The organism is Aliivibrio finisterrensis (assembly GCF_008933155.1).
In the GTDB taxonomy this organism is placed as follows: domain Bacteria; phylum Pseudomonadota; class Gammaproteobacteria; order Enterobacterales; family Vibrionaceae; genus Aliivibrio; species Aliivibrio finisterrensis.
In genome coordinates, this window is record NZ_WBVP01000004.1 from 132213 (window position 1) to 151780 (window position 19568).

General features: G+C 40.3%; 18 protein-coding genes. 3 read left to right on the forward strand and 15 right to left on the reverse strand.

What is annotated here, in order from left to right; genetic code table 11:
• Nucleotides 1–4: 4 nt before the first annotated feature.
• The 14 genes from lpxB to rpsB form a co-directional block, all read right to left on the reverse strand.
• On the reverse strand, nucleotides 5–1156 hold the full coding sequence (gene lpxB / locus F8B77_RS05180; RefSeq protein WP_151654332.1) for a lipid-A-disaccharide synthase: 1152 nt from the start codon (nucleotides 1154–1156) through the stop codon (nucleotides 5–7).
• A 73-nt stretch (nucleotides 1157–1229) separates the two neighbouring features.
• Entirely contained in the window at nucleotides 1230–2018 is a 789-nt protein-coding gene (gene lpxA, locus F8B77_RS05185; RefSeq protein ID WP_151654334.1) for an acyl-ACP--UDP-N-acetylglucosamine O-acyltransferase, read from the reverse strand.
• A 2-nt stretch (nucleotides 2019–2020) separates the two neighbouring features.
• Nucleotides 2021–2473, reverse strand: a complete 453-nt coding sequence (gene fabZ / locus F8B77_RS05190) for a 3-hydroxyacyl-ACP dehydratase FabZ (protein ID WP_130047701.1) — start codon at nucleotides 2471–2473, stop codon at nucleotides 2021–2023.
• Between the two features lie 127 nt (nucleotides 2474–2600).
• Entirely contained in the window at nucleotides 2601–3620 is a 1020-nt protein-coding gene (gene lpxD, locus F8B77_RS05195) for a UDP-3-O-(3-hydroxymyristoyl)glucosamine N-acyltransferase (RefSeq protein WP_151654336.1), read from the reverse strand.
• Between the two features lie 8 nt (nucleotides 3621–3628).
• Nucleotides 3629–4144 carry an OmpH family outer membrane protein gene (locus F8B77_RS05200; protein WP_130044044.1) on the reverse strand — a complete coding sequence of 172 codons (516 nt, stop codon included), beginning with the start codon at nucleotides 4142–4144 and terminating at the stop codon, nucleotides 3629–3631.
• Nucleotides 4145–4218: 74 nt separating this feature from the next.
• Nucleotides 4219–6645 (reverse strand): outer membrane protein assembly factor BamA, encoded by a 2427-nt coding sequence (gene bamA, locus F8B77_RS05205; RefSeq protein ID WP_151654338.1) that lies wholly within the window; start codon nucleotides 6643–6645, stop codon nucleotides 4219–4221.
• A 28-nt stretch (nucleotides 6646–6673) separates the two neighbouring features.
• The gene (gene rseP / locus F8B77_RS05210; protein WP_151654339.1) at nucleotides 6674–8032 is read right to left on the reverse strand and encodes a sigma E protease regulator RseP; all 1359 of its coding nucleotides are present in this window, start codon (nucleotides 8030–8032) and stop codon (nucleotides 6674–6676) included.
• Nucleotides 8033–8034: 2 nt separating this feature from the next.
• Nucleotides 8035–9237: a 1-deoxy-D-xylulose-5-phosphate reductoisomerase gene (gene ispC / locus F8B77_RS05215; protein ID WP_151654341.1), complete on the reverse strand. Its 1203-nt coding sequence runs from the start codon at nucleotides 9235–9237 to the stop codon at nucleotides 8035–8037.
• 103 nt (nucleotides 9238–9340) lie between these two features.
• Nucleotides 9341–10180 carry a phosphatidate cytidylyltransferase gene (locus F8B77_RS05220; protein ID WP_151654343.1) on the reverse strand — a complete coding sequence of 280 codons (840 nt, stop codon included), beginning with the start codon at nucleotides 10178–10180 and terminating at the stop codon, nucleotides 9341–9343.
• Nucleotides 10181–10183: 3 nt separating this feature from the next.
• Nucleotides 10184–10945 carry an isoprenyl transferase gene (locus F8B77_RS05225; protein WP_208846092.1) on the reverse strand — a complete coding sequence of 254 codons (762 nt, stop codon included), beginning with the start codon at nucleotides 10943–10945 and terminating at the stop codon, nucleotides 10184–10186.
• 135 nt (nucleotides 10946–11080) lie between these two features.
• Nucleotides 11081–11638, reverse strand: a complete 558-nt coding sequence (gene frr, locus F8B77_RS05230) for a ribosome recycling factor (protein ID WP_130044038.1) — start codon at nucleotides 11636–11638, stop codon at nucleotides 11081–11083.
• Between the two features lie 35 nt (nucleotides 11639–11673).
• Nucleotides 11674–12405, reverse strand: coding sequence for a UMP kinase (pyrH, locus tag F8B77_RS05235; RefSeq protein WP_151654347.1), 732 nt, complete (start codon nucleotides 12403–12405; stop codon nucleotides 11674–11676).
• Between the two features lie 165 nt (nucleotides 12406–12570).
• A complete protein-coding gene (gene tsf / locus F8B77_RS05240; protein WP_151654349.1) occupies nucleotides 12571–13416 on the reverse strand; it encodes a translation elongation factor Ts in 846 nt (281 codons plus the stop codon).
• A 134-nt stretch (nucleotides 13417–13550) separates the two neighbouring features.
• Nucleotides 13551–14279 carry a 30S ribosomal protein S2 gene (rpsB, locus tag F8B77_RS05245; RefSeq protein ID WP_130044035.1) on the reverse strand — a complete coding sequence of 243 codons (729 nt, stop codon included), beginning with the start codon at nucleotides 14277–14279 and terminating at the stop codon, nucleotides 13551–13553.
• A 354-nt stretch (nucleotides 14280–14633) separates the two neighbouring features.
• Here rpsB and map point away from each other — a divergent pair, with 354 nt between their 5' ends.
• From map to F8B77_RS05260, 3 genes are read left to right on the forward strand one after another with little or no spacing between them, the layout of a single operon-like run.
• A complete protein-coding gene (map, locus tag F8B77_RS05250) occupies nucleotides 14634–15461 on the forward strand; it encodes a type I methionyl aminopeptidase (RefSeq protein ID WP_151654351.1) in 828 nt (275 codons plus the stop codon).
• Nucleotides 15462–15514: 53 nt separating this feature from the next.
• Entirely contained in the window at nucleotides 15515–18136 is a 2622-nt protein-coding gene (glnD, locus tag F8B77_RS05255; RefSeq protein ID WP_151654353.1) for a bifunctional uridylyltransferase/uridylyl-removing protein GlnD, read from the forward strand.
• A 27-nt stretch (nucleotides 18137–18163) separates the two neighbouring features.
• Complete coding sequence (locus F8B77_RS05260) at nucleotides 18164–18544, forward strand: DUF3461 family protein (protein ID WP_151654355.1); 381 nt, start codon at nucleotides 18164–18166, stop codon at nucleotides 18542–18544.
• A 68-nt stretch (nucleotides 18545–18612) separates the two neighbouring features.
• Here the strand turns inward: F8B77_RS05260 and secF are convergent, their stop codons facing one another.
• Nucleotides 18613–19563: a protein translocase subunit SecF gene (secF, locus tag F8B77_RS05265; RefSeq protein ID WP_151654357.1), complete on the reverse strand. Its 951-nt coding sequence runs from the start codon at nucleotides 19561–19563 to the stop codon at nucleotides 18613–18615.
• Nucleotides 19564–19568 lie beyond the last annotated feature (5 nt).

A 19568-nucleotide genomic window follows, 5' to 3' on the forward strand; every position in this document is an offset into this window, starting at 1 on the left:
GAGGTTATTCTGTAATTTCTTTATTAATTAAACGTAAAACAGCATTAGCTGCCTGTTTATCGGCATCTTTTTGAATCCACTGATGCATCTCGGTAAACTTTTCAATCAGTTCATGATTATCACCGCGTAATACTTTTTCCATTGCTGGATAAAGAAAATCAGGATGACACTCTTCTTGAATAAACTCCTGAACGAGCTCTTTACCTGCGAGTACATTCGGTAATGACACAAACTCTGTAATCGACAGCTTTTGCGCGATCCAGCCAGTCAGTTTATTTACTTGGTAGCCAACCACCATTGGGCGTTTAACGAGCATGCATTCAAGAGCAACCGTTCCTGAAGCAAGTAACACTGCATCTGCTGCTGTCATTACGTTACGAGCCGTATCTTGAATAATAGTAAATTCTAATTCTGGCGCTGTTTCTTTCCAAATTTTCTCAAATTGCTCACGGCGTTTTTCATTTACCGCTGCCACAACAAATCCCATTTTAGGGTGTTGTTTATGGATACGCTGGCAGGTTTCAATAAATGGTTTGGCAATTAATGCCACTTCACCACCTCGGCTGCCCGGTAAAACCGCAAGCCATTGGCGATCTTGCTCTAGCCCAAGAAGATCTCTTGCCGCGGTTTTGTCACTGTGCATGGGAATGGCATCAGCAAGGGTATGACCAATAAATTCACAAGCCACATTGTATTTATCATAGAATGCTTTTTCAAATGGCAGAAAAGCCAACACTAGGTCCGTTGCCGCATCAATTTTAAAAATACGCTTTGGACGCCACGCCCATACCGATGGACTAACGTAATGAACTGTTTTAATTCCGTTGTCTTTTAGCGTTTTTTCAAGACGAAGGTTAAAATCAGGGGCATCAATACCAATAAATACATCGGGTGGATTTTGAGTAAAGTTGCGCACTAACTCTGCTTTTACTTTCAATAGACGAGGTAAACGGCCAAGCACTTCAACCAATCCCATTACGGCTAACTCTTCCATATCAAATAAAGAATTACAGCCTTGAGCTATCATTTTTGGTCCGCCGATCCCAACAAACTCAGCATCTGGGTATTGTGCTTTAATTGACTTAATAAAGCCTTCGCCTAGCGTATCTCCCGACAGCTCACCAGCGACAATACCGATTCGTAATGGTTTGGTCATTTTTGCTCCAAAATAAAAAAGGCCTACATTGATAGGCCTTTATAATATGCTTATATTTTTCTAAACGCCGTGATTAACGAATAATACCGCGCGTTGATTTCTCAAACAAATCTAAGAAGCCTTGAAGTACTGGAAATGCTTCAATTTCTTTGTTTATTTCTACTTTCGCTTCTTCAAGCGTATTACCATTACGGTAAAGGGCTTTATAAGCTCGGCGAATAGCGTGAATTTCTGACTTCTCAAAACCACGACGCTTTAGGCCTTCGATATTAATACCAAACGGCTTACAATGGTTACCTTGTGCCATAACAAATGGAGGTACGTCTTGAACAACAACAGAAGCACCGCCAATAAAACTATGAGCACCAACAGTACAGAACTGATGAACTGGAGATAGTGCAGAAACAATCGCGTAATCTTCAATTGTTACATGGCCAGCTAATGTCGCATTGTTGCCCATGATAATGTTGTCACCAACAATACAGTCATGCGCAATATGAACATTTACGCAAAGTAGATTATCACTACCAATTGTTGTTACACCACGATCTTGAACCGTACCACGATGAATTTGAACACTTTCACGGATAACGTTACGATCACCAATGACAACCGCTGTTGGTTCGCCACTGTATTTTTTATCTTGGCTTTCTTCACCAATAATTGCAAAAGCAAAAATTCGGTTTTCTTTGCCTATTGTTGTATCGCCTTTGATAACAACATGAGACATCACTTCTGTGCCTTCACCAATCGTTACATTGCCTGAAATGTAAGTAAATGGGCCAATAGATACATTAGCTTCAATCGTTACATTACCTTCAATAACGACTGATGGATGAATGTTAGCGCTTTCATGAATCATAATTAAAACTCTCGTCTTGCACACTTAAGTTCAGCAGAACAAACGACATCACCGTCAACTTTAGCTACACCGTTAAATAATGCGATGCCACGGCGATCTTTAATAAATTCAACTTCAAGAACTAATTGGTCGCCTGGTACTACTGGCTTACGGAATTTTGCTTTATCGATACTTGCAAAGTAATACAGTTCATTCTCAGCAGGAGCACCAAATGATTTAAACGCCAATAATCCGGTTGCTTGAGCCATCGCTTCAAGAATTAATACACCAGGAAAAATAGGCATTTGTGGGAAGTGACCTGTAAATTGAGGCTCATTCACAGACACATTCTTGATCGCGTGTAAGTATTTCTCTTCTTCGAAATCAGTTACTCGGTCAACCAATAGAAATGGGTAACGATGAGGTAGTAACTCTTGGATTTCAGTAATATTTAATGTTTTATTTTCACGAGTCAAAATAGTATTCCTGTAAAACAATATCGTATCTGAGCAATAGTGTAGCTCAAATAGAGTAATAATAGATAGAAAAAGGTCTGCAAAATGCAGACCAATACTTATTAATCAGAATGTAGTAAAACTGATATTAATCAACTAGCTTTTTCTCAACGGCTTTTAGTCGCTTGTTCATTTCATCAATTTTATGAACTCGAGTCGCTGTTTTACGCCATTCTTTATTGGTTTGCAGTGGAATGCCTGATGAATACATGCCTTTTTCATCAATGCCTCTCATCACCATACCCATACCGGTGATAGTTACACCATCAGTAATTTCGATATGACCATTAATTACAGAGCCACCGCCAATAATACAGTGCTTACCAATTTTAGTACTGCCAGCAACTATAGTACCACCAGCCATCGCTGAACCAGATCCGATTTGTACGTTATGCGCAATTTGAATTTGGTTATCAATGATTACATTGCTTTCTATTACCGTATTATCAATCGCACCACGGTCAATCGCTGTGTTGGCTCCAATTTCAACATTGTCGCCAATAATCACGGTTCCTAGCTGTGGGATTTTAACCCAAGTACCTCGATCATTCGCATAACCAAAACCATCTGAACCAATCACGGTTCCTGATTGTACAAGACACGACTCACCAAGTTCAACGCGGTGGTAAATAGAGACATTTGCCCATAATTTCGTATTTTTACCAATTTTAGCTTCTTGTCCAATAAAGCAACCCGCACCGATAAATGCACCATCAGCAATCACTGCTTTTGATTCAATGACTGCATGATGTCCAATAGCAACGCCTTCACCAATAATGGCATCGTCAGCGATATAAGCTGATGCGGCAATGTTTGTTGCTGGTGCAGGTGTGGTATCTAACGCTTGCGCCGCTAATGCAAACCCTAGGTACGGGTCCTTCATTATTAATGCATTTGATTGGCAAAATTCAATATCTGCTTCTTTTACTATCACCGCAGACGCTTTACATTCTGCTAAGTGCTTGCGGTATTTAGCATCTGAAAGGAAAGTAATATCTCCTTCAGAAGCTTTACTCATCGAAGCGATAGAGTGAACAGCAACATCTCCATTTCCATGAACTGTTGCACCAAGTTTTTCTGCCAATTCAGCAAGCGTAATACGTGTCATGGTGAACCTTATTTAATTGCTTTGATAACTTTTTCTGATAGGTTGTCTTCTGGTTTTGCCCAAAGCAGTGTCGCTGCATCAACAACCATATCGTAACCTTCTTTATTTGCTACTTTTTCAACTGTTTGTTGAACTTGCATAATCAATTTTTGACGTTCTTCGCCTTGACGACGACGGTTATCTTCATCTAAAGCTTGTGCTTTTAGTTTGTAATCAGACTGAAGTGAAGCGATTTCACGCTCTAATTTAGTTTGACCTGATGCACCAAGTAATTCACCATCACGCTTGATCGTTTCAACTTTATCTTTGATTTTCGATTCAAGGCTACGCAACTCATCGATACGATCTTTAAATTCAGCACGAAGTTTTTCAGAAATTGCTTCACGTTGCGGCATTTGTTGAACGATCTGAGCCATATTTACATAGCCAATCTTGGTTGCTGCTTCTGCTGCATTAGCAAAAAATGAACCACTTACCAGTACTGCGCCTAAAGCGGCTGCTTTCACTAATTTTTTCAAAATCATATCCTTAGTTAACTATTATCGTATATAAACTAATACAGTTTACATTAACACTTTTCTATTAGAGCTATCAATGCTTAGAAAGTTCGACCGATGGTGAAACTGAAGAATTCTTCATCATCACCTTCATAAATTTTCACCGGTTTCGCTACTGAGAATACCAAAGGTCCCATTGGAGACATCCATTGCAGCGCTGCACCGTATGAAGAACGGAAGTTACCAGGGTCTGAATAGTCGTAATAATATTGACTGCCGCTTGCGATTTGGCTATCACTATACTTTGCTTCCGTATCCCACACACTTGCCATATCAAAGAACACACTGGTTCGAATTTGGCTTTGAGTTTCTTCGCTTGCAAATGGGGTTGGTACAATCAATTCAACACTGGCTAACGCTGTCGCATTACCACCGGTTGAATCATCTGTAACGATATATTCTGGATTGTTTCCTCCAGCAGGACCAGAACCTTGAGCATAAACCGCTCTAGGACCTACTGAGTTTGAACCAAAGCCACGTAAGGTTGTAAAACCACCGGCATAAAAGTTCTCATAGAATGGGTACAGATTATCATTACCATCCGTTTTGCCATAACCGTTACCATAACCCGCCTTACCACGCATTAATAAAGCAAACTCATGCTTTTTGGTTAATGGGAAGTATTGGCGCACTTCATACTGCGCTTTAAAGTATTTCGCATCAGAGTTTGGCGTTGATATTTTATATGATGCACGTTGATAGTTACCTGCCGTTGGGAAGTACCCTTTGTTCAGATTATTGCGCGTCCACGATAAAGTGACATCAAAATCATTTAAGTTTAACTCATTATTTTTGTCATCATAAGCATCGCCAACCGACTCTTTAAATTTGCTTACTTGTTCATTCTCATCCAGGTTACCTATTTTATTATGAGTATAACCAACACCCACCTCAAAATAGTTTAGCTCATCAAATGGGAAGCCCCATGTTAAACTGCTACCGTAACTTTGATTGGTATAGTCAACAATACCCGCATCAGAGGCTTCAAATTCGTTATAAAAGATCTTACCACCTAAGCTGACACCATCGAGGTTCCAGTAAGGATCACGGTAATCTAAACTGATGTTCTTTTGGTAATCATTCATCATGGCATTGATGCCAACACGGTTACCAGAACCAATGAAGTTATCTTGCTGAAGGCCTACTTGGAAACTTATGCCTGATTCAGAACCATAACCAACACCAAAGTTTACGCTGCCCGAGTTTGCTTCTTTTACAGAATAAACCAGATCTACTTGATCATCAGAGCCAGGAACACGAATAGTTTGTACATCAACCGTTTCAAAGAAACCTAGACGATTCAAACGATTTTTACCTGTCTCAATCGACTTTGAGTTTAACCAAGCACTTTCCATCTGGCGCATTTCACGACGTAATACTTCATCTTTAGTCGAGGTGTTACCGACAAATTTAATATCGCGAACATACATGCGGTTGCCGGCTTCGACATTAATTACTAAAGATACAGTTTGGTTCTCATCGTCAAATTCAGGCATGGTACGAACTTGAGGATAAGCGTAACCCGCTTCACCTAAAATACGTTTAATATTTTCTTCTAAACGAGTAACTGCAGAACCGTTATAAACATCGCCATCTTCAAAAGGAACCAGTTCTTGAAACTCTTTTTCTTTACCGATTAACTCACCTTGGAATTTAACGCCACTAACAGTATAAGGTTCACCCTCTTTTATCGTCAGTGTGATATAGACGCCTTTTTTATCCGGAGAGATAGATACTTGAGTTGAATCAACTTGAAACTTTAAATAGCCACGATCAAGATAATATGAACGTAACGCTTCAATATCACCAGCAAGAACTTGTTTCTGATATTTTTCATCCGCCAAGAAATTCCACCAAGCCACATCTACGTTAAGATTAAAACGTCCCAATAACTCATCATCGGTAAAGACCTCATTACCAATAAAGTTAATTTGCTGGATTTTTGCCGAAACACCTTCAGTGAAAACAAACTTTAAATCAGCACGGTTACGAGGAAGTGGAGTAACGACAGCATGAACCGTCGCGTTATACTTACCAACACTGTAATAGAAATCTTCTAGCCCTTTTTCAATATTACTTAAGGTTGTTCTATCAAGTGCTTCGCCGACACGAATCGATGATGCTTCTAAGTTCTGCTGCATCTGCTCCTCTTTAATGGCTTTATTGCCAGAAAAAGAGATATTCGCGATCGTCGGACGCTCAGTAACCTTGATTAGTAATGCATTACCATCACGGTATACTTTAACATCTTCAAAGTTACCTGAAGCAAATAAAGCTTGAATGACTTGAGATACGTCTTGTTGACTCATTGAGTCTCCAATTCGAACTGGAGTTTTAAGTAATGCTGCACCTAATGCGACACGCTGTAATCCCTCGAAGCGTATATCATCCACTACAAATGTTTCTGCGCTCTGCGCTGCTACACTGCTAAACAGCAGTGAAGCAATCAACAATTTTTTCATCGCCATAATACGTTTTATAATTCCCTGCTACTACTTAAAGGCGCATAAAGTCGTTAAATAAAGCGACAGCCATTAATGACATTATCATTACTGTACCTACTTTATAACCAATCTCTTGAACTTGCTCTGGTACTGGTTTACGCGTAATGCCTTCAATAGCAAAAAAGAGTAAATGCCCGCCATCCAGAACCGGAAGAGGTAATAAATTAATAATACCTAAATTAACACTAATTAGGGCTAAAAAACCTAAAAATGATACTAACCCATATTCGGCTGTTGTCCCTGCTCCTTTTGCAATAGAAATAGGGCCACTTAAGTTATTTAAAGCAACGTCACCGGTGAACAATTTCTTTGTCATCGTTAACGTTAAATCGATAATACTGCCTGTTTTTTCAATTGCCTTCCCAAAAGCAACAATTGGACCATATTGTTTATCATATCGGTAGCCTTCTGGCCACTCTTCAAATATCGGAGAAACACCAGCAAAGCCTATTATCTTTCCCGTAGCCATTTCTTTACTGTCTGGGGTCAGAGTTAAAGTAATCTCTTTACCATCACGCATAACGGCGATAATAACGGCTTTATTTGGATTTGCTTGTATCACATCAACCATGCCTTGCCATTCAGTTAACGTTTGGCCATTGACTGAAAGTAAGCGGTCACCAACTAACAAACCCGATTTTTCAGCAGCGCTGTTACTACTAACATTTGCAACATCAAGAGTTAATTCTGGGCGGTATGGAAGAAAACCAAGTGACAACATTGGAGAGTCTTTTTCTGGGTCAAACACCCAGTTAGTTAAATCAAGACGTTTTGTCACATCAACACCGATATTCTCTTTATCGCTGTAAGTCACCGTCATTGATTCATCACCAATATGAGAAACAATGGCCATATTCACCGCTTCCCAATCGGAAGTTTGGATTCCTGAAATGGCTTTTAGTTCCACACCAGGTGAAATTCCTGCTTGAGAGAATATAGACCCATTATCGACATGACCAACGACGGGTTTAAGTGCCGTCACACCAATCATAAATGCTAACCAACATGCCACAACTGCAAATAAGAAATTTGCGAGTGGCCCGGCCGCAACAATGGCACTGCGCTGCCATAATGGACGATTATTGAATGCGTGTTTTTTTAACTCTTCAGGAACTTCATCAACACGTTCATCCAGCATTTTCACAAAACCACCAAGCGGGATCATTGAGATACTGTATTCAGTGCCATCTTTGCCTTTTTTGCTCCAAAGCGCTTTACCGAAACCAATGGAAAACTTCTCAACAATGACACCACAACGGCGCGCAACCCAAAAGTGGCCGTATTCATGCACGGCAACAAGAATGCCTAGTGCAATAATAAATGATGCTAAATTCCATAGAAGTTCTGACATAGTTAAACCTTTTTAATTGCCTCATCGGCATAATGACGCGCCATTCTATCTAGGTCAATCAGGCTTTCCAAGCTATCTAGCTCAAGGTTTTGGAAGTTTGCGCATACTTTGCTCAAAACCAACTCATTAATTCGAGAAATATCGGTAAATTTAATTTTGCCGTTCAAAAAAGCAGCGACTGACTGTTCGTTTGCTGCGTTTAATCCAGTAGTTGCATGCTGGCCTAAATAACACGCATCAATCGCCAACTTTAAGCATGGATAACGAGAAAAATCAGGAGCGATAAAGCTAAACTCACCAACTTTGGTAAAGTCTAACGGTTCGACACCTGCATTTACTCTTTTAGGGTAAGACATGGTACATGCAATGGGGGTTCTCATATCTGGTAGCCCCATTTGCGCGAGAACGGAACCATCTTTATATTGCACCATTGAATGAATCACTGATTGCGGGTGGATGACAACTTTCAATTGTTCTTTATTCGCATTAAACAGCCAACGAGCTTCAATATACTCAAGGCCTTTATTCATCATTGTTGCTGAATCAACCGAAATTTTAGGCCCCATTGACCAATTTGGATGCGCAATTGCCATCTCAGGCGTAACCGCATCAAGCTCAGCGACATCAGTATAACGGAAAGGGCCGCCTGAGCCTGTTAATAAAATAGAGCTCACACCATGAGCATCAAGATCACAACGGCCTAAATTGGTTTGAATAGACTCCGGAAGGCATTGAAAAATAGCATTATGCTCACTATCTACAGGCAATAACTCAGCACCATATTGTTCAACCGCATCAATAAATAATTGCCCCGACATCACCAAGGCTTCTTTATTTGCAAGTAAAATACGTTTACCGGCTTTAACCGCTGACATCGTTGGAAGTAGACCTGCCGCACCGACAATCGCCGCCATTACGGTATCAACCTCATCAAGCTGGGCAATATGGCACAAGCCCTCTTCACCAGAGAATACTTCTGCTGTGATCTGATGTGCTTTAAATTGTTCTTTTAGTTCATCAGCTGCAGATTGACACGCCATTGCGACATATTTTGGTTGCCATTCACAACAAAGTTCCAGCATCTTCTCAACATTAGAGCCAGCACCTAAAGCCACAACTTCAAATTGTTCGGCGTTATGTTTTGCGACTGAAAGCGTACTACTGCCAATGGAGCCTGTTGCTCCTAAAATGGTTAACTTGCGCATAATAATTTGCCATTGAAAAAATAGAAAAACGGTAGATTATAATATCTACCGCATAAATTACCGTGACCTTAATTTCACTCTTCAATAAAGAAGAGCTATTGGTCTATAGAAAGTACAAGAAGGCAAACACTGGGAATGCTGCTGTTAAGCTATCTATACGATCTAAAATGCCGCCATGACCAGGGATAATGGTTCCGCTGTCCTTGATCCCAGACGCTCGTTTAAACATACTTTCAACGAGATCGCCTAACACTGAAATAATGATGGTTGCGATAAATATACCTAGCATTGCCTCGGTGCTTTCAAAACGAATATCAAACGCAGATGCTGCTGTCCAGCCAATAATAATCGCGGTAATAATACCACCAATTAATCCTTCAATAGTTTTGTTTGGGCTCACTGCTGGCGACATTTTACGTTTACCAAAAGATTTGCCAGCAAAATAAGCGCCACTATCGGCAGCCCATACCAAAAGACAAACTAGCAGCACTAATTTAGCACCGTAAAAACTGTCAAAAGCGTAGTGATCCGCGCGAAGTAGTAAAATACTCCATAAAAACGGGATCATGGTTAGCCAACCAAAAATGTGTTTTAAAGGAAGGTTGTTTTGCCACAATGCTTTACTTTTGGGAAAAGTAAGCACTAACCCTGATGCAATTAACCACCAAATTGATCCGATAAGCAGTACTGCTTGGTGGCCATCACTTGGTATTGCAAGTTCTAGTGTAGAGGTAGGCAATAAGAAAAGAGATGCCGCTAAGGCCGCAACAGAAGGAATTAAAGCGATATAACGTGATTTTGATTCAGTAAACTGAGTCCACTCCCAAAATCCTACTAAGGTAATTGCAACAATAGCAATAAGAAAGCCCGGCATTGGTAGCATAAAAATGCCAGCAATAACCAAAGGGGCTAAGATAAGAGCGGTAATAATGCGCTGTTTCAAACTTTATTGATCCTTTTCGTTCATTAGAGCTTGGATTTGTTCACCGGTGCACCCAAATCGTCTTTCTCGACTTACAAACCAAGCTACAGCATCTGCTAAGCTTTGCTCGTTGAAGTCTGGCCAATATTGGTCAGTGAAATAGAACTCAGCGTATGCCATTTGCCACAACATAAAATTACTTATACGGCACTCACCACTGGTTCTTACCATCAAATCCACATCAGGCAAATCTGACATCATTAACTTAGATGCTATCGCAGCTTCATCAATGCTGTCTGCCTGTAAATTGCCTTGCTCTACTTGATAAGCAAGACGTTTTACTGCTTGGGTGATATCCCATTTCCCGCCATAATTCGCCGCGACATTGAGTACTAAGCCTGTATTTTCAGCAGTGACTGCTTCAGCCTCTAGGATCTTCTTCTGAAGGCGTGCACTAAATTGAGAAGTATCACCCATAACACGTAATTGAATATTATTTTTATGGAGACGTTTTACTTCACGTGAAAGAACCGTGATAAACAACTCCATAAGAACACTAACTTCCTCTTCAGGACGACGCCAATTTTCACTACTAAAAGCAAAAAGCGTTATGGCACTGATTCCTAATTTACTGGCTGCTGATATGGTTTTTCTTACCGCATCAACACCCGCTTTATGACCAAATACACGAGGCTTTCCCTGAGCTTTTGCCCAACGTCCATTACCATCCATAATTACCGCAATATGCTTGGGTAATACTTCTAATGATAAAGACTCGTTATTCATTTGACTGGCCATATAACTCCCTTAAAAATAAAAGCGCTAATGTCTACACATAGCGCTTCTTATCGTGTTCATCACGGATATCATATCATTATTTAGATAAAAACATCAGCCTGAACAATGAGTAATAAAAGTAAATTATACTTCCATTAACTCTTTTTCTTTAACAGCAAGTACTTCATCAATACTCTTCACGGCAGCATCAGTTAATTTTTGGATCTCATCTTGTGCTTTACGATCGTCATCTTCTGAGATTTCTTTCTCTTTTAGAAGCGCTTTAACGTCACCGTTAGCATCACGACGGATGTTACGAACAGCAACACGACCATTTTCAGCTTCACCACGAACGATTTTAACTAGGTCTTTACGACGCTCTTCAGTTAGCGGTGGAAGTGGTACACGAATTACTGTACCAGCAGACATTGGGTTTAGGCCAAGATCTGACATCATGATTGCTTTTTCAACAAGACCAGCAAGTTCTTTATCGAAAACAGTAATTGCAAGAGTTCGAGAATCTTCAGCAATAATGTTAGCAACTTGATTAATAGGTGTTTTAGCACCATAGTATTCTACTGAAAGACCAGCAAGAAGACTTGGGTGAGCACGGCCTGTACGAATCTTTAATAGATTGTTTTTCAGTGCTTCTACACTTTTTTCCATGCGCTCTTGAGCGTCTTTTTTGATTTCGTTAATCACAACTTCACCTTAATTGTTATTTTTATTTCGGACTATTATTTAGCGTTACTGATTAGAGTACCTTCAATTTCACCCATAACAACGCGACGTAATGCACCAGGTTTGTTCATATTAAACACACGAATTGGCATTTCGTGATCGCGAGCTAGAGTAAATGCAGCTAAGTCCATAACTTTTAATTCTTTTTCAAGAACTGTGCTGTAATCCAGTTTATCATACAATTCAGCGTCTGGGTTAGATACTGGATCAGCAGTGAATACACCGTCTACTTTGGTTGCTTTTAATACTACGTCAGCTTCAATTTCAATACCACGTAAACACGCTGCTGAATCTGTCGTAAAGAATGGGTTGCCAGTACCTGCAGAGAAGATCACTACACGACCTTGACGAAGTTGAGCGATTGCATCCGCCCAGTTGTAATCGTCACATACGCCTTTAAGAGGAATCGCTGACATTACACGAGCATTAACATAAGCACGATGAAGCGCATCTCGCATTGCAAGGCCATTCATTACCGTTGCTAGCATACCCATGTGGTCACCTACAACACGGTTCATACCTGCTTCTGCAAGGCCTGCACCACGGAAAAGGTTACCACCACCGATTACAACACCAACTTGTACGCCAAGTTCAATCAGTTCTTTTACTTCTTGAGCCATACGCTCAAGTGTTGCAGGGTCGATACCAAAGCCCTCTTCGCCTTGAAGTGCTTCACCACTAAGTTTTAATAGAATACGCTGATATACTGGTTTCGGGTTCGTCGTCATGGTTCTTACCTTTTCACTAAGAGTTGTCGAAATAACTGTAGCCTTTTGATATTAGAATTTAAATACACAAAAGGGCACAATTATCATCATAACTTGTTATTTATTGAGTATTCACAAAAAGACCGCAGCAAGGCCACGGTCTTTTTTATCAACAATACGAAAGGATTAACCTTTTTGTACTGCAGCTACTTCGTCAGCAAAGCTCATTTCAGCCGCTTTCTCGATACCTTCACCAACTTCTAAACGTACGAAGTTAGATACTGATGCGCCTTTTTCTTTAAGAATTTCAGCAACAGTTTTCTTAGGTTCCATGATGAAAGCTTGGCCTGTTAGAGAAACTTCGCCCGTGAATTTCTTCATACGGCCGATAACCATTTTCTCGGCGATTTCTTGAGGCTTGCCTTCGTTCATAGCGATTTCAACTTGAACAGCTTGCTCTTTTGCTACTACTTCAGCTGGTACGTCAGATGGGTTAACATACTCAGGCTTAGAAGCAGCAACGTGCATAGCGATGTGCTTAAGTGTTTCAGCTTCACCTTCACCAGCAACAACAACACCGATTTTCTCACCGTGACGGTAAGCAGCTAAAGCAACACCTTCAACTAGTTGAACGCGACGGATGCTGATGTTTTCGCCGATTTTAGTTACTAGAGCGATACGAGCATCTTCAAATTTAGCTTGAAGCGCTTCGATGTCTAGACGTTCTGCTAGAGCAGTTTCAGCAACTTCGTTAGCAAATGCTAGGAAGCCTGAGTCTTTAGCAACGAAGTCTGTTTGACAGTTAACTTCAAGAAGAACAGCAACGCCAGCTTCTTCTTTAATGATGATTGTGCCTTCAGCAGCGATGTTGCCTGCTTTTTTAGCCGCTTTTGCTGCGCCAGATTTACGCATATTTTCGATCGCTAGCTCGATGTCGCCTTCAGCTTCAACAAGTGCTTTCTTACATTCCATCATACCAGCAGCAGTACGTTCACGAAGTTCTTTAACTAGAGCAGCAGTTACAGTTGCCATTCTCAATTCCTCAATATAAATAGGTATAAAGTTAAAAATCAGGGGCCAAATTGGGCCCCTGCTAACTATTTTTAGTTTACTACGAAACCAAAAGACTCACTAGGAGCAAATAATATTTTCGACGAATCGAAATATTACTCAGCTTCTACGAAACCGTCTTTTTCAGCTACAGCTGCAACGTCTTGGTTACGACCAGACTTTACAGAATCAGCAGCAGCGTTTAGGTAAAGTTGGATAGCGCGGATTGCGTCATCGTTACCTGGGATAATGTAGTCAACGCCATCTGGGTTTGAGTTAGTATCAACAACAGCAAATACTGGGATACCTAGGTTGTTTGCTTCTTTAACTGCAATGTGCTCGTGATCAGCATCGATAACAAATAACGCGTCTGGAAGACCGTTCATGTTTTTGATACCGCCTAGAGATTTCTCTAGTTTTTCCATGCTACGCGTACGCATTAGCGCTTCTTTCTTAGTAATTTGCTCAAAAGTACCGTCTTGAGATTGAACTTCGAATTCTTTTAAACGCTTGATAGACTGACGAACAGTTTTAAAGTTAGTAAGCATGCCGCCTAACCAACGGTTGTTCACGTAGTACTGATCACTGTTGATTGCAGCTTCTTTAACAGCTTCAGATGCAGCGCGCTTAGTACCAACGAAAAGAACTTTACCTTTTTTGTTACCGATTTTAGCAAGTTCTGCTAAAGCTTCGTTGAACATTGGTACCGTTTTTTCTAAGTTGATGATATGAACTTTGTTACGAGCACCAAAGATGAATGGCTTCATTTTTGGGTTCCAGTAACGAGTTTGGTGACCGAAGTGAACACCAGCTTTAAGCATATCGCGCATTGATACAGTTGCCATTTGAGAATTCCTCTATTAAATGGGGTTAAGCCTCCACATACCCCGCTTGTAATCCGACCCTAACCATTTGAAAAAATCAAAAAAGTTGAGCACCCCGGACAGCGTGACGGTATGTGTGTGATTTAAAATTAAAGTATAGTCGGTATTGAGAACAAATTGTTCATCAATCCGGCGCGCTTTATACCATAAAAACGCGGTTAAAATCTACCCTTTTCACATAATTCACTACGATTAAACGATCATTTGACTGATCCACGCTCTCAGTTCACCTTATAATTGAAAGATAAAGATTGGCTAGGTAAACTAAGAACCATTATCGTTTAATACGATTTATTTTTAGATAGAGAAAAGCCCATGTCAGTAAAAATTAAAAACGCCGCTGAAATTGAAAAAATGCGTATAGCCGGTCAACTGGCCGCAGAAGTACTCGAGATGATTGAACCTTATGTTAAAGCAGGGGTTACCACTGAGGAACTTAACCAAATTTGCCATAAGCACATTACTGAAGTGCAAGGGGCTATCCCTGCACCACTGAACTACCATGGCTTCCCTAAATCTATTTGCACATCAATCAATCATATTGTGTGTCACGGCATTCCAGCAGCACAAGATGAGCAGTACAATGGTTTCGTAAAACCTGCGGTTTTAAAAGATGGTGATATTCTTAATATCGACATTACTGTAATTAAAGATGGCTATCATGGCGATACTTCTAAGATGTTTTTAATTGGTGACGTTAGCGCTACCGATAAGCGTCTATGTTTAATCGCTCAAGAAAGCTTATATGTTGGCATGCGTAAAGTGAAACCTGGTGTAAAACTTGGTGAAATTGGTACTGCTATCCAAAAATACATTAAAGGTACAACACCTAAATGTTCAATTGTTCGTGATTATTGCGGTCACGGCATTGGCTCTGAGTTCCATGAAGAGCCACAAATTGTTCATTATAAAAATAACGATCGAACCATTTTAAAAGAAGGCATGACCTTCACTATCGAACCAATGATTAACCTAGGTAAATTTGGTTGTCTTCAAGATGATAACGATGGTTGGACTGTCTATACTGGTGACGGTAAAAATACCGCTCAGTGGGAACATACTATTTTGGTTACTGAAACTGGTTGCGAAGTATTAACCCTTCGCGCAGAGGAAACGATTCCTCGCCACATGAACAATAAATAATAAACATAAACAGAAGGCTTTGGTCTTCTGTTTTTTTATCAGCAGGGATTGCTATGAAATACACATCGCCTCTTGCTTTATCTGATCAGCAACTCACGATTACCGAGATAAAAAATCAGCTTGCCCTTTTCTCTCAATATCAAATTGATTGTTTCCATCAAAGCTTACCTGTGTCGGACTTAGTGCTACAACGTGCTGATTATTTTGACCAATTACTGTCTCGCCTTTGGACTTTCTTTGCATTTAATGAAACCTCAGACACCTCGCTCATTGCCGTTGGTGGTTATGGACGCCGCGAACTTCACCCTTTGTCTGATATTGATATTCTATTGCTTACCAAAGGAAATACTGACGAGAAATTTTGTCAAAAAGTCAGCCATTTCGTTACCTTACTCTGGGATTTAAAGCTAGAAGTCGGCCACAGTGTACGAACTTTATCTGAATGTATTGACATTGGAAAAAGCGACTTAACCGTAGCGACAAACTTACAAGAATCACGTTATATCTGCGGCGATAAAGAGCTTGCTCATCAATTAAAGCTGAATATTCACTCAGATAGTTTCTGGCCAAGTGAATCCTTTTATCAAGCTAAAATTGATGAGCAAAAAAAACGCCATAGTCGCTATCACGACACCACTTATAACTTAGAGCCCGATATTAAATCAAGCCCAGGCGGGCTGAGAGATATTCATACCCTTAGCTGGATTGCTCGACGTCATTTTGGAGCAACGTCTCTACTTGAGATGAGCCAAGCTGGTTTCTTAACAGACGCTGAGTATCGAGAATTATTAGAATGCCAAGAGTTCTTATGGCGCGTTCGCTTTGCTTTACATATTGAGCTAAAACGTTACGATAATCGACTCACCTTTGGCCACCAAGCTTCTGTCGCTGAACATTTAGGTTTTATCGGTGAAGGCAACCGTGGTGTCGAGCGCATGATGAAAGAGTTCTACCGCACTTTACGACGTGTTGCTGAACTTAATAGCATGCTATTAAAAATATTCGACCAAGCCATCCTTAACCAAGGTGAACAAACTAAAGCCATTATTATCAATAATGATTTTCAACGTCGCGGTCGTCTTATTGAAGCAAGAAAGCCTGCTTTATTCCAAGCTCGTCCTGATACCATTCTGGATATGTTCTTATTAATGGCCAGTGATTCGAGTATTGAAGGCGTTTCCCCTCCAACAATGCGACAATTACGCACAGCTCGACGCCGTTTGAATCGTTTTTTATGTGATATCCCAGAAGCGCGTGTAAAATTTTTACAACTAACTCAACACCCAAATGCGCTCCATAACGCCTTTAGTTCAATGCATAAGTTAGGTGTTATCTCTGCTTATTTACCTCAGTGGAGCCACATTGTTGGACAAATGCAGTTTGATTTATTTCATGCCTATACCGTAGATGAGCATAGTATTCGCTTACTAAAACACATTAATAAATTTTCAGACCCAAAGAACCGAGAAAAACACCCTATTTGCTGCGAAGTCTATCCAAAAATGATTAAAAAAGAACTATTAATCATCGCGGCGATCTTTCATGATATCGCCAAAGGACGTGGGGGAGATCACTCAGAATTAGGCGCCGTCGATGCTTACGAATTTTGTATTATTCATGGTCTTTCAAAACCCGAAGCAAACTTAGTCTCTTGGTTGGTTAAAAGCCATTTATTGATGTCTGTTACTGCACAGCGCCGTGATATTTATGATCCTGATGTGATTACCGAGTTCGCCAAACAAGTTCGAGATGAAGAACGTCTCGACTATTTAGTTTGCCTGACCGTTGCCGATATTTGTGCAACTAACCCTGATCTTTGGAACAGCTGGAAACGCTCTCTAATTGCTGATTTATATAATGCGACTCAAAGAGCCCTGCGCAGAGGGTTAGAAAATCCACCCGACCTGCGTGATCGTATTCGCCATAATCAGCACATGGCTTCAGCTCAACTTAGATCTGAAGGATTTACGCAGTGGCAAATTGAAGATCTATGGCGTCGCTTTAAAGCTGACTATTTCTTGCGCCATACCCATCAACAAATTGCATGGCACGCAAGCAACCTTCTCAATCATTCAGACATAGAGAAGTCACTCATTCTCATCAGCAAAAATCCAACCCGAGGTGGTACAGAAATATTTATCTACAGTAAAGATAAAGCTCACCTATTTGCCACGGTTGCCGCGGAATTGGATAGACGCAGTATTACTATCTATGATGCTCAAGTCATGTCAAGTAAAGATGGTTACGCACTTGATACCTTTATGGTTTTAGATCAAAACGATGACCCTATAGATGAAGAAAGGCAGCAACGATTAATTGCTCAACTGTATGCTGTTGAACTTGAAACACAAGAAACTCATATCAAAACACGTCGTCCACCCCGTCAGCTACAACACTTTACGGTAAAAACGCGTATGGAGTTTCTCCCAACAAGAACAGGGAAGCGAACATTAATGGAATTTGTTGCATTAGATACACCAGGGTTACTCGCTACCGTCGGCGCCACCTTCGCTCAGCTTAGCATTAATCTTCATGCTGCAAAAATAACAACCATTGGTGAGAGAGCTGAAGATTTATTTATATTAACCTCAGATCTTGGTGGACGACTAGATGATGAAAAGCAAACGGAACTAAAAGCAGCATTAATCAAAAATATTGATAACCTTATCAATTAATATTTAGTCATAATAATGGAGTTAGCTATGTACCCATACTTAATTAACCTAGGAATATCAGAGCCTGAAAAAATTGAGCGTTACTCTTTACGACAAGAGGCGCAAAAAGACGTGTTAAAAATTTACTTTGGTAAACAAAAAGGCGAACTCTTTGCAAAAAGCGTAAAATTTAAATACCCACGCCAAGTAAAAAATGTTCTTGTTGATGGTGGCAGCAATCGCTATAAAGAAACCACAGAAATCAATCGCAACCTAACGCTTATCATCGATGAATTAAATAAAATCACCCGTCCAGAAAAAGAAACGACTGCAGATGTGAAAAAGAAAATATTGAAAGATCTTCGTCATTTAGAGAAAGTCGTTGCGAGCAAAATTGAAGAAATCGAGCGTGATTTAGATAAACTATAATTTGTGTTAACACAAAAAAATGGACCAATTATGGTCCATTTTTATGCACTAGGTATCAAGCAAACCCTTTATGGTATTTGCTCAAATTCTTCCTCACCTTCTTGATCAACAGGTGTTGGCATTAGGTGCTCACGAGTAATACCTAATTTCAGAGCCAATGCTGATGCTACGTAGATAGAAGAGTAGGTACCAATCGTGATACCTAATAGCAATGCAAGCGCAAAGCCATGGATCATCGCACCGCCCTGAGTGAACAATGCAATAACTACAAATAGCGTCGTTGCTGATGTAATTAATGTACGGCTTAATGTTTGTGTAATCGCATCATTAATGATGTCGTTAGAATCACCCTTACGCATTTTCAAGAAGTTTTCACGAATACGGTCAAATACAACAATGGTATCATTCAAGGAATAACCCACCACCGTTAACAGTGCCGCGATAATCGTTAAATCAACTTCAATTTGTAAGAAAGAGAAAATACCTAAGGTAATAATAATATCATGTGCTAATGCCAATACCGCACCAGCAGCTAAACGCCATTGGAAACGCATCGAAACATAAGCCAAAATACATAACAAAGAAACGAGAATAGCTAAACCACCCGCCTCTGTCAGTTCATCACCCACATTTGGACCAACGAACTCAATACGACGCATCTCTACTTGCTCACCAGTGCCTTCTTTAATTGCACTGATGATTTGATTACCTAGTTCTTCGCCTTTTACGTTTTCACGAGGTTGGAGACGAACGATAACATCACGTGCAGTACCAAAGTTTTGAACCGTTGCATCACCAAAACCTTTCGCTTCTAATGCACTACGGATGTCTGGTAGTTGTGCTGGCTGCTCAAAGCCCACTTCAATCAGAGTTCCACCCGTGAAGTCTAAGCCCCAGTTTAACCACTTTGTCGATAAGGTTGCAATAGAAGCAATAATCATCAACATTGAGAAAAAGAAGGCAGCTTTAGACCAACGCATGAAGTCGATCGTTTTCTCTGCTTTCATTAATTGAAACATAATAA